Source organism: Streptomyces sp. NPDC020747 (genome assembly GCF_044334695.1).
In the GTDB taxonomy this organism is placed as follows: Bacteria; Actinomycetota; Actinomycetes; order Streptomycetales; family Streptomycetaceae; genus Streptomyces.
The window spans coordinates 23,687-35,548 of the sequence record NZ_JBIRTJ010000020.1; the positions used below are offsets into that span (position 1 = coordinate 23,687).

7 protein-coding genes and 2 pseudogenes are annotated in these 11,862 nt (G+C 67.8%); 3 read left to right on the forward strand and 6 right to left on the reverse strand.

Annotation, left to right across the window (positions count from 1 at the left end; all coding sequences use genetic code 11):
- Window positions 1-874: 874 nt before the first annotated feature.
- Together ACH4YP_RS40275 and ACH4YP_RS40280 are read right to left on the reverse strand one after the other, a co-directional pair.
- A complete protein-coding gene (locus tag ACH4YP_RS40275; RefSeq protein ID WP_398496075.1) occupies window positions 875-1,150 on the reverse strand; it encodes a hypothetical protein in 276 nt (91 codons plus the stop codon).
- A pseudogene (locus ACH4YP_RS40280) lies at window positions 1,147-1,997 on the reverse strand (IS5 family transposase). Before ACH4YP_RS40280 ends, ACH4YP_RS40275 begins: the two are co-directional and overlap by 4 nt.
- A 116-nt stretch (window positions 1,998-2,113) precedes the next feature.
- On the opposite strand from ACH4YP_RS40280, the gene ACH4YP_RS40285 reads away from it, so the two are divergent.
- From ACH4YP_RS40285 to ACH4YP_RS40295, 3 genes are all read left to right on the forward strand, one after another.
- A complete protein-coding gene (locus ACH4YP_RS40285) occupies window positions 2,114-2,353 on the forward strand; it encodes a hypothetical protein (protein ID WP_398496077.1) in 240 nt (79 codons plus the stop codon).
- Between the two features lie 679 nt (window positions 2,354-3,032).
- Entirely contained in the window at window positions 3,033-3,950 is a 918-nt protein-coding gene (locus tag ACH4YP_RS40290; RefSeq protein WP_398496079.1) for an NADP-dependent oxidoreductase, read from the forward strand.
- A gap of 387 nt (window positions 3,951-4,337) precedes the next feature.
- Window positions 4,338-5,213 (forward strand): Ku protein, encoded by an 876-nt coding sequence (locus ACH4YP_RS40295; protein WP_398496081.1) that lies wholly within the window; start codon window positions 4,338-4,340, stop codon window positions 5,211-5,213.
- A gap of 650 nt (window positions 5,214-5,863) precedes the next feature.
- On the opposite strand, the gene ACH4YP_RS40300 is transcribed toward ACH4YP_RS40295, so the two are convergent.
- From ACH4YP_RS40300 to ACH4YP_RS40315, 4 genes and pseudogenes are all read right to left on the reverse strand, one after another.
- The gene (locus tag ACH4YP_RS40300) at window positions 5,864-8,188 is read right to left on the reverse strand and encodes a glycosyl hydrolase family 95 catalytic domain-containing protein (RefSeq protein ID WP_398496083.1); all 2,325 of its coding nucleotides are present in this window, start codon (window positions 8,186-8,188) and stop codon (window positions 5,864-5,866) included.
- Between the two features lie 264 nt (window positions 8,189-8,452).
- Window positions 8,453-10,261, reverse strand: a complete 1,809-nt coding sequence (locus tag ACH4YP_RS40305; protein WP_398496085.1) for an alpha-L-fucosidase — start codon at window positions 10,259-10,261, stop codon at window positions 8,453-8,455.
- A gap of 977 nt (window positions 10,262-11,238) precedes the next feature.
- Window positions 11,239-11,652, reverse strand: a complete 414-nt coding sequence (locus ACH4YP_RS40310; protein WP_361062609.1) for a LysR substrate-binding domain-containing protein — start codon at window positions 11,650-11,652, stop codon at window positions 11,239-11,241.
- Window positions 11,653-11,682: 30 nt separating this feature from the next.
- A pseudogene (locus tag ACH4YP_RS40315) lies at window positions 11,683-11,775 on the reverse strand ((2Fe-2S) ferredoxin domain-containing protein); the annotation flags it as partial.
- Window positions 11,776-11,862 lie beyond the last annotated feature (87 nt).

Below are 11,862 nucleotides of genomic sequence, written 5' to 3' on the forward strand. Positions count from 1 at the left end.
GTGTACCGTCCTGGACGGCCGTCGCGACTACGGTCCACTGACCTCCGGGTGCGTATGTCCAATTCGATTGACAGTACTCACCGCCAGAAGTTGGGAGGAAGCACGCCGCGACGTAAACGTTGTAGGTCGATTTGATGTTGATGTCACTACAGTTACTGGTGGCTGTCAGGTGGCCCGTGAGCGGATAGAACAGGTCTCCTGAAGGCTTGGAAAAGGATTTGGCGCTGCCGTAGCAGGATTGAGCGCTCACGCCGCCAGCCGACTTGGCATGCGCGGCTGGCGCTGCGGCGAGCGCGCTGCTGACGAGCATTGCTGCGACGAAAGATGCAGTTGCGCTCCTGCTGACGTTCACCATCGTCCCCCTAGTTCATGATGGGCACGGGTCTGCTCGTAGACCCTCGGTAGCCGTGTAAGGCGGTTAAGCGCAAGCCGTTCCCTAGCGTGCTTGGATACTGCTAGGCACTCCGGGCGATGGCTAGCTCATTCCCAGTCATACAGTGTGGAGCTCACACCCTGCCGCGCATCGGCAGGAGAGGCTGCTGCACGATCGGCTGCGTTGCCATCGGGATACCCAACCGACCTGAGGTTCCATCGCCGATGCGGGTCATTTGGCGGCCGGCGACGCACTGGCAAGATGTCGCGCTCCAGAGTCGCAAAGTGCGATGCACCGCCGCGGCCCTGACCAGCAGGCTCTAAGTGGGCGGTGCGTGAGTTGATGTCCGTTCCGGACTTGGTTACTGCTTCTTGCTGAAGGTGCCGGGCTCGGCCTCGGTGAGGATTCCTAGTGTGACCAGGCGTTTCATCTTGGCTCTGGTGCGTTCGATGTGTTTCGGCAGGAGCTCGAAGTCAAGGGTCTGGCAGAGGTAGCGGGCCCTCAGCGGGCCCGTGGTGTCGCTGAAGACGGCGAGGATGCGCGGTAGTCCGGGTGCTCGGGCAGCTCCAGACTCCTTGATGGGTCGGGGCTCTGGACCGGGATTCGGTCGGCGAGGCCGGTGATGGTCGTGCGGGTGATGGCGAGGTGTTCCAGACGCAGTTCGGCCTCTCGAAGCTGGGTCTGAAGGGTGTCGATCTGGGTGCGGAGATCGCCGGCCAGGGCCCGGGCTGCGTCTTCCTGAAGGTCGAGCGCCTGAAGGAGGGGGCTGAGGTTCACGCGCCGACCACCTGCGGATCGCGCCAGGTGAGCATGCTCGCGTCGGTGAGCCGACGGGCCATGACGTGGGTCATGGCCCAGTAGACGCGTGAGGTGGAGGAGGCCGGGCGGTGTTCGTAGTCGCGGACCAGGCGCCGGTGCAGTATCAGGGTCCCGAACGTCTGCTCCACCCGCCACCGTTTCGGCTGCGGAACGAATCCCCGCTCCTCAGGGTTGCGCCGAACGATCTCGACGTCGATGCCGAGAGCGGCCCCGTGCGTGACGACCTGTTTCTTGAAGCCCTGGTCGACCAGGGCCTTGCTGACCGAGCCGCCGGCCGCGACGGCGACCTGGTCGAGCAGAGCAATGCCGGCGGCGTTGTCGTGGACACTCGCGGCCACCACGGTGACGGCGATGACCAGGCCAAGGACGTCCACGGCCAGTCCCCGCTTGCGGCCAGGCATCCGTTTCGCGGCGTCGTTGCCCGTCGTGACCGCGGGGACCCCGATGGCCGCCCGGACACTCTGGGTGTCCAGGATCACCAGGGCCGGGTCCTCTAATCGCCGGCTCCTCTCCCGCACCTGGCAGCGCAGGAGTTCATGGATCTACTGGGGTCGGTGCCGTCGTCCCGCCAGACGGCGAAGTAGTAGTACGTCGCGCTCTTCGGCGGCAGGTCGTTCGGCAGGAGAGCCCACTGACAGCCGGTCCGGGACTGGTAGAGGATCGAGTTCACGATCTCCCGCATCGGATAGCGGCCCTGGTGGCCGCTCACGGAACGGTGCCGGTTCTTCCACGCCGTGAGCACCGGCTCGATCAACGCCCACTGCTCGTCGGACAAGTCGCTCTGGTACGGCTTGCGTTCACTCATCCCACCGATCCCAGCAGGCCACCGGCACCGGACCGGAACGTTCCGGCTTTGCCCACACCATCAGGCGACACCAGAACCACTCATAGACTCACGAACCACCCACTGAGAACCGACGCTTGGACGGCGTCACGGTAGAGTCGTTGTCGCCCGCGCGGCGCATTCCCGTGTCTGCGGCGTTCAGTGCGGACGAGTTCGGTGGGCCGGTCGGCAATAGCGCTGGCTTGTTCTGGGGGCGGAGCCCCGCAACGGCGTGGCGACTGATCATCGAACCTTCGTCGCTGGCCTCCAGCGGGCTGGATCTCTCGAATCTGAGCCGCATCCAGCTGGCGCTGGCGTACAAGTCGCGACCGCTGTAGCGCCGGGCCGATCGTAACCCTGCGCATCGTGGTTGTTCCCGCTCCGCGCGTCCTGACCTGCTTGACCAGAGATCAGTCGGACATGCCTTAGCGGCCGGTGGCTGACGAGGCTCGCTACCAGGAGACTGTTCAGGGGAGGTCTACATCATGTCTGACGTACTCGAATGAGTGAACAGGCTGTCCCGTCTCATTCGATCTTGCAGGGGCAGGGCTGCTGACCTGTGGGGTGAAAGGTTGAGTTGAGACCCAGGGGCAAGCAGGGTGGGGTGCCCCGGAGGGGTTGAGGCCGGCGCCGAGTGCGTGTCTCATCGATCACGACGAGACGGGTGGTTCCTGAGCTGGGCTTCGTCAGGATGGTGAGACGGTCTGCTCCAGGATTCGCAGTGAAGGTGGCAGTTTCCGGGCCAGTCGATGAGGGCTGGCTTCGGCGCGGACACTCATCGCTGCCGGCTGCACTGAGGACGGCGTCCGGCAGGCAGAGGAAGCTCATATCGAGGTGGTCGCGGTGCATCCCCATGTCGGTAGTGATGCCACCGTTCGTTAAATACGTTCTCGGACCGTTGATCCTGGGAAGAGAGCTCCGTTCTGAGCCGTTGAATGCGATGGCGCGGTCGATGTGTAGCCATCCGGGGCGTGACCGTCAAGGCTTGTCCGAACGAGGAAGAGCGGTGATCACGCGATGAAGGCGGTGCGGTTCCACGAGTACGGCGGGATCGATGTACTGCGGGTGGAGGAGGTGGAGCGGCCGACGCCCGGCCCCGGGCAGGTGCTGGTCGAGGTCCGCGCGGCGGGGATCCAGCCCGGCGAGGTGATGATCCGGCAGGGCGCGCGGCACGGACGATGGCCGGCGACGTTCCCCTCCGGGCAGGGCAGCGATCTGGCCGGCGTCGTGGTGGAGGTCGGTCCGCAGGTGCGCGGCTTCGCGGTGGGCGATGAGGTCTTGGGCTTCACCCATAACAGGGCGAGCCATGCGCAGTTCGTCGTGGTTGACGACGTGCAGCTGACCTCGCGTCCGGAGGGGCTGTCCTGGGACGTGGCCGGGTCGTTGTACGTGGCCGGCACGACCGCATACGCCACCGTGTTCGCGGTGGACCCCGGACCGGCGGACACGGTCGTCGTGTCAGGTGCGGCGGGCGGCGTCGGCTCTCTTGCCGTGCAGCTCGCGCGGCGGCGCGGCGCCACGGTGATCGGGCTGGCGAGCGAGCGGAACCACGCCTGGTTGAAGGATCGCGGAGTCGTCCCGGTCGAGTACGGAGAAGACACCGCCGAACGGATCCGGCAGGCTTCCGGCGGGAACGTCGACGCGTTCATCGACACGTTCGGCGACGGCTACGTGGAGCTGGCAGTGGAGTTGGGCGTGCGGCCCGAGCGGATCAACACGATCCGGGACTGGCAGGCCGCGGCCAGGGTGGGGGCGCGAACCTACGGAGAAGGTGCGGCGGCGTGCGCGGTCGTGCTCGGCGAGCTGGCCCGGCTTACTGCGCGCGGGGAGCTGGAGGTGCCGATCGCCCGCACCTACCCGCTGGAGCAGGTACGAGACGCGTTCCGCGAGTTGGAAGGGCGGCACACCCACGGCAAGATCGTGCTCCGGCCCTAGCCCCGGCTGCCCGAGGCAACCATCGAGCAGATCAAGCACGAAGAGACCCAGCCGAATCCCCCTCGGCCACCGCGGTGAGCCACGCGAGGTCGCCACCCGGATCCTGCGCCGATGTCTACTGGATGAGACAAGCCACCTCTGACGAGACAAGAGCCACCCCAAACCGGGACACGGTCTCACTCAGACCTGCCCCGGCCCCCGCACCGCACGTTCGGTACACAGAGCAGTGCGACAAGCCGCGGTTCGATGCGACGGGACAGGTTCACTCAAGCGAGGTGAGTCTCAGATTCGTGGCCAATCGGCCACCGAGTGGCCACCGGTCGTGAGATTCGGCCACGGAATCTGAGATCCCACATGAATGCCTCGGGGCGTTCACGGAGGTTCGTCGTGCCCCGAACTGTATGGTCAGGCGCTATTTCGTTCGGTTTGGTGACCGTGCCGATCCACGTGGTCAGCGCTACCGAGGACCACTCGATCCGCTTCCACCAGTACCACCTCGAAGACATGGGCCGGGTCCGCGTCCGCAAGATCTGTGAACTTGAGGACCGCGAAGTCACCCAGGGCGAGATCGGCAAGGGCTACGAACTCAGCAAGGACACCCTCATCGCGGTGACCGATGAGGAACTGCGCGAGATGCCGCTGCCCACCGCCACGGCGATCGAGATCGCCGCCTTCGTTCCCGCGGCCTCCATCGACCCTCTCCAGGTGGGCGACGGCTACTACCTCCAGGCCGAAGGCCCGGTCGCGGCCAAGCCGTACACGCTGCTGAGGATGGCCCTGGAACGCAGCGCCAAAGTGGCCATCGCCAAATACGCATGGAGCGGCCGCGAGCGCCTGGGACTGCTCCGCGTCCGTGACGACGCGATCGTCCTGCACGCAATGCGATGGCCCGACGAGATCCGCTCACCCCAGGAACTGGTCCCGGGCGCGGTGGAGATCTCGGAGGACGAGATCGAGGGCGCGCAGGCCCTCATCGACCACATGACCCGCGACAGCCTGGAGGGCAGCGAGTTCGTGGACCACTACACGGACGCCCTCGCGAAAGCCATCAAGGCCAAACGGGAAGGGCACGCACTTCCCCCGGCTCCGGAAGCGGCGGCGCCGGCCGGGCAGGCCGTCGACCTCATGAGCGCCCTGGAGGCGTCCGTGAAGAAGGCGCGGGCCTCCCGCGGCGAGGACGGCGACGCCGACGTGCACGAACTGCCCGCGAAGAAGAAGACCACGGCCAAGAAGACAGCGGCGAAGCCGAAACGCAGCGCGTGATCCACCTCGGGGGGATGGTGATGCGACGGCCCCGCGCTGACCAGCCGTGGTCGGGGCGGCAGCCCATCGGCGACGGGCGGTACGCACGTCTCACCCGGGTGGCGTATGGCCTGGGTGGAAGGCATGGGCCGTGACGTGGACGCTGCCGGACCCGATGCTTGCCGCTCCCGTTGTCAGCCCTGATCTGCCGCCGGGGTGGGCGGGTGAACCGAAGTGGGATGGGTGGCGGGCGCAGTTCTCCGTCGACCAGGGCCGGGTGGTACTACGTTCCAGGCGGGGCACCGACATAGCGCCGGGTTTCCCGGACGTGGTAGCCGCCGCCGGGTAGCTGCCGGACGCGACGGCAATGGACGGCGAACTGGTGGTGTGGGAAGCGGGCCGGCTCGCTTTCGAGCGGCTTCAGGGCCAGCTGCAACGGCGGGGCGCCACAGCGGCCCGGCTCGCCAACGAGTGGCCTGCCCACTTCGTCGCCCTTCGACGTCCTGCGCCTGGCGGGCACCGACACCGTGGCATGGCCATACCGGCGGCGCCACGCCGCACTCGAGGAACTGTTCAGCGAGCACCAGTTGGCGGCACCGTGGGCACTGTGTCCGTCGACTGAGCCCGTGTCTGCTGGACGCGCTCGACGCGTCGAGCGGTGAGTCGCCGGCTCAGTCCGGCAGTCCCCACGGCTTCGAGTCTCCAACGGCCGGTACGTCACGCGGGCCGAGGTCCGCATGGGTTCCACGTCGGAGAACGACTGCCGTTTCTCCCCGGGCGAGCGGAACCTCGATACGGCCGATCGCTGTCTCCCTGTACCGAAGGCGCCGCCCATGCTCGTCCCGTACGTCGACGGCGCCGTCGATACCGTGCTGCAGCACGAGCGGCGCACCTGCCTGGCTGCGCACCCGCACCCACCGGGTCCGGCCGCCCGAGCGGTCCGCGTCCACCAGGAACGCGCCCTGGGTGCGCAGACCCTGGACTGAGACGTCCGGCCAGCGCCGGGACACGGAGGGGAAGACCCGTACCACCCCGCCATGGCTCTGCACGGCCATGTCGAGGACCGACTGAGCCGCCGTCAGCGGACTCTCCGTGGCCAGGTTCCCGCCCTCCACATACATGGTGTTCGGGGTCATCCAGGCGTTGTTGATGGTGTTGCCGCCGGTGAAGAAGGTGAGGAAGTCTAGGGCCTCGTCGGGCCGTTCCGTCAGGGAGGCCATGGAGGAGGCGGCGGCGTAGCTGTAACCCGCCCACAGACCGCGGTCCTTGACCCAGTGGTCGAAGGTGGTCCGTATGACCTCGCGGTCGGCCGGCCGGTCCCAGCTCAGTTCGTGCAGCGGATACAGCCACAGCATGTGCGAGAAGTGCCGGTGGGACTCGGTGAGTGGCTTCCCCGCGCCGATCATGACCCCGGTCGAGTCACGCGGGTAGTCCACGAGGCGCTGGAGGATCTCACGCCACCGCACGGCGCGCGGATGGTTCGTACGGAGAATGCGCAGGCAGTCCAGGAGGGTGGCGCAGCCCCAGCGGAGCAGGGAGAGGTCGTAGACGCAGTCCTCGGCGTCGGCCCACTCGGGAGACCGGGTGAGCGGTAGATGGAGCTTTCCGTCACCGCCCTCGTGCAGGAAGTGGTCGTAGAAGTTCACCGCCTTGACGAGGATCGGGAAGAGGACGTCGCGCACGATCGAGACGTCCATCGTGTGGCGGTAGCTGAGCCAGACGTTGTGCATGGCCCAGATGAGATTGCCGTTGTTGTCGGTCTTGGTGGACGTACCGGGGATGCCGACGGTCTTGGCGCCGGGGCGGAGCTTCCAGTCGGAGGGGTGGGCCAGGGCGTAGGTCTGCCCGTCCCGGTACTCCGGTGGGACGGACAGCGGCAGGTACTCCTCGAAGTCCTTGAAGGTGGAGGTGACGGAGTCGAGTTCAAGGTGGTTGGACCCCTGGATCAGCCAGGTGGCGATCTGCACATTGAGGTTCCACCACACGGCGGTCCAGCTGCCGCCCGTCTCCGGGTACCACGGGCCCCATTCGGACATCGAGGGCCCGCCGGCCCGAGTGGCGCAGGCCGCCTTGTAGAGCTGGATCCAGTAGAAGTCCTGAATGCGCTTGTCGGGTACCGACAGCAGGCTGCGCCGGTAGAAGCGGTGCCACCAGTCGCGGTGCTCGCGCACCAGGTCGTCCGGGTCCGCGGACAGTGTGCGGGCCACTTCGGCGACGGCCAGCTCCGTGGTGCGCGACAGTTCCCCGGGAAAGCGGTAGACGATGTGCGCGGCCAGCAGCCGGCCGCTGCCGACGCGCCGTTCGCGCCAGGCGGTGGTCCACCCTCCGCCCGCGATCAGCGGCTGCTGCACGTACCCGGTGTCTCCGGCAGAGCCGACGGTGGGGTCGGGGTTGCCGGTGTAGTCGGCGGGTTTGTCCTTCGTGCGCGGAGAGGTCGCTGACATCCATGTGAACGACCAGGCCGCCTCCTGCTCGCCGACACTGGGCCGGGTGGAGATCAGCAGAGCGGTACGGGCGTTGTGCACCAGCATCGAGAAGCGGATGCTGCCACGGGTGGTGGTAACCGTACCGCGCAGCTCGGCGTCCCAGAGGTCCAGGGTCCAGTCGATGCCGGTCACCTCACCGGCGAGCGTGAGGTCGAAGTGTCCTATGGGCAACCGGGAGAATCCGTACGGAGCACGCCACTGTGGCCGCTGGTCCTGCACGTGACTGTGGCTGACCATGACTTTCACGGAGTTGGCGGTCGCACCTCGGTAGACCTGCACCCCGAGCAGGCCGTTACCCAGGAAGGGGCCGTCCTTCCAGTCGCCGGGCATCCGCCGCCAACGCAGAGCGGCGGCCCTCACCATCCATTCGTGCAGTCCCTCCGGTCGGCCGTTCTTGCTGGGCGCCGCCCAGCCGGTGACGGACCCCGCCGACCAGCCCACCGCGGCGACCGTGGCAGCCGTACCGATCGCACCTCTTCGAGAGATCCCGCTTCCAGGCGTCGCGGTCACGTAGATGCCTCCAAATCCTGGTTGTGAACTCCCTGGCATGGTGCAGGCACCGTGAGTGAAAGGGGAAGACCTCCGACGTATCGGAATCGAGAGTTAGGTGCATCCGTAGGATGAATGCGGTGTATTCACTGGCAAACCAGCACGCCCTGGAAGTGACCAGTCGACGGGGGTTTTGCAATCCAACCGATGTCTACTCTGGGCCCCCACTCCGCGCTGCCGCTCCGGGAGCGTGGCTCCCCACATCTGTGCCGGGCCGGGTCGGAGTCAGACACGGCCGGCTCGTCCCGGGAAGTGCGTGGCCATGCCGATATGGTCGATGCGCAGCTTGTGGTAGTACGCGGGCACCGTTTCGGCCGCCCACGTGGAGTCGACGTCGAGCCGTACGAACCGGCAGCGCACTCCGAGGTCGATGAAGCGCACGCCCTTCGCACTCTCCAACACCCCGGCGGCGACGGGTTCCTGACCCCAGGTCACTCCGTCGTCGCTGACGAAGACGCGGTAGTCCTTGATGCGGGCGGAGTCCTCCTTGCGGCCGAACGTCTCCCGGTTCTGCGTCGGCGACCACTCCCGCTGATGGAGTGCCAGATACGCCAGAGGCCACACTTTGCCGACATCCAGCGTCACCGACACCGGGATCGTGTCGCCCGCGTCCCAGTACGTCGTGAAGTCACCGTCGACCAGGTTCGCCGCGGGGAAGCCGGACGCGGTGCTCGTCGCGCTCGCCGTGATCTCGGCGGACGGGATCAGGCCGGTGCCGCGTGGGGCGGTGCGGATCTTCAGGACGGTGTCGTACGCGTCCCAGCGCGTGACGCCGGAGACGGTGAGGTATCCGTCCCGCTGCTCGAAGGCGAGCCGGTGCCCGGTGCGGAAGTCCTCGACGCGCCGCACCGTGTGAGCGTTGTCCCGGACCTTGACCGCGCCACCGGACGGGCGCGTAGTGATGTGCAGGTACTGGGTGGTCGGGTCGTCCTTGGCGACGGTGACGGTGACGAACCCGCCGTCCGGGATCCAGCCGGGCTGCAGCCCGCCGTACAGGTAGCCACCGCCCTCCGTCCCCCGAAGCGAGCCCCACACGCCGTCGAGCCACGTCTTCGCGGCGTTGTTGAAGGCCTCGGTCCTGGCCGGGAACCGGCCGCCGTGCTGTGCGCCCTCGGCCACCAACGACCGTGTCGACGCACCGCAGTTGGAGATGATGCGGCGGAGGGTGAGGGCTTGGTCGACGGCGTTGTCCGTGCCGTTGTACCACCAGCGTCCCGCGACCGTGAAGCAGCCTTCCGCCAGGCGCGGCAGCGGGGTCCAGGTGGCCGCCGCGTAGTCGTAGTCCGGGAGCATCCCGCTCTTCTGCTCGTGGCTGACCATGTCCATGATCGGCGTGTCCTCGTTGTTGTTGCTGAGCGTCATGTGCGGCCGCTCACGTCGGATCCGCTCGTAGAGGCCGCTGCGCTCCCAGTACGCGTTGTCGTTGTCGATCCAGAACCCGTCGAGGTCCGGGTAGTCGGCCATGACCTCGACGAAGTTGTCGTACGAGAACATGCCGAACCCGTCACGCGTCGTGAGGTCGACCGACTGGCCCTTGTAGGCGGAGTACGCGGCCGAGTCGAGGTACTCGTGGCCGGTGTCGTCGTGCCACTGGGGGTCGTCCGTCATGTAGAGGATGACCTTGAGGCCCTTGGCTCTGGCGGCGTCGATGAGTTCACCGAGGAAGTCGCGGCGGGTGCGTGGCGAGCCGGGGATGCGGGACGGCCAGGTGCGGGCGTAGCCGAGCCTGGAGTGGAACGAGGCGAGGACCAGGTACGAGGCGTGCAGTTTGACGGCCTCGTCGACCCAGTAGTCGGCGCTCCAGCCGTCGCCGGTGACGCGGGCCTCCCACGCCTCGACGTCCGTGTACTCGGGGACGGTGCGCATGCCCCAGTGCAGGAACAGGCCGACGCGCGCGTCCCGCAGCCATGCACGGCCGGGGTGGTGGGCGGGGGCCGCGGCATGCGCGGGGGCGGAGTCGAGGCCGCCGAGGGTGAGGGCGGAAGAGACGGCGACGGCGGAGGCGAGGAAACTGCGTCGGCTCAGCGCGGACATGGCGGTCAGGGCTCCTGGCGGTGTCGAGGACGGGCGGGCTTGAGCGTGTACGTGACTTCTACTTCGGGCGTGTGGTCCAGGTCCGCAGGCCGTCCTTCGGCCTGTAGATGAACACCCGTCAGAGGAGGGCCGAGTTCGACGTCCACAGCGACCGCCTCGCCAAGCGGTGAGGCGGGCCACCGCCCGGGCGGCGGACAGACGGCGGGCGTGCGCATGAGGAGGGCTCCGATCGGGGCGAAGCGAACGGTGCGGCGGTGCTGAACCGTGCGGGGCTGAGACGAGCCCGCGGAGGTGGTGCAGTGCGGTCCGATCTCCGCGCGAGCATTCGCACCGTCGGCGAGTGGCCGTAACGTAAGAAGAAACATCGGATGTCGTCAAGAGTTGGCGCAGGATCTTTCCGGACGGCTTGAAGGCCTGAACTCGTCGGCCTTGAGGGGAAGTTATGCAGTAGCCAGGCGGCAGTGCTGGCAAGGATCGTCAGCGAGGAAGGGTATCCATGTCGACGATCTCCTCGGTCTTGCGAGATAGATCGGATGTATCGAGGACTGCGCGGGAACGGTCGGGCGTCTGCTGAGGCAGTACGGCCACCCGCAGTCGGGCCGCGGCACCCGTCGTGTCGCCGCGCTCGTGGGTCCGGCCCACAGGCACTCGCCGCGCACCCGGCTGCACGGCTAGCGTGCCGCCCTCCAGGACACGGTTCCGCCGTTCGCCCCGGACCTCGTGCGCCACGGGACGTATGTCCGAGCGCCCGCACGGTTTCTCAGCCACGACCTGCTGGATCTCGTAGAGCCGCCGCCGGCCGTCTTCGCCGGCGACGATCTGACAGCGCCATGTGGTCGAACACCGCCAGGTGCCGCACCAGTCGCACAGCCCGACGCCCCCCGTCTGCGGGTACGGCGAACGATCTGCCGCACGCCTCTCGTGGACGACCGAACCGGGGGCGCAGGGGGGCGCAGGCCGGACCGCGGGTGTTCGGCTCAGGGCTTCTCCGTGGCGAGGATCTCGTGTGCCAGTGCCACCAGGTCCGGGATGGCCGGGTGCCCCAGTCCCTCGCGCCAGGCGAGGACGACGGGGACCGTTCGCGTGTTCGTGAGCGGGCGGTAAACCCGCGAGGGGTGCGTGTGGTTCCCGGGAGTGGCCGTCGTGGAGATCCCCACGGCGTGGCGCGCGGCGATGGCGATGAGCCACTCGTCGGTGTTGGTCACCTCGATGGTCGCGGCGGGCCGGGCCGCGGGTGGCCACAGGTCCATCGCCGTGGTGCCGGACACGGTGTTCAGCGCGATCGGATGTGTGGCGAGGTCCGCGAGTGTGACCTGAGGGAGGGCGGCGAGTGGGCTGTCCGCGGGCCGGACCGCCACTCGCTCCTCCGTCAGCAGCAGTTCCGTGCGCAGGCCGGCCGTGCCGCACGCCGGTAGCGCGCATCAGTCGTTGAGGGTGCCCCGTATGCGCCGGGAGGGCTGGACGGCGTACAGGTCGAGGATGTCGGGCGGGTCGGTGAGGCCCGGTCCGCCGGCGTGCAACCGGAGCAGCAGGCACCCCGAAGGCGATTGCCAGAAGGTCATCCGCTCGGAGGCTTCCGGTGCGCGAGTCGCGTTGGCAGA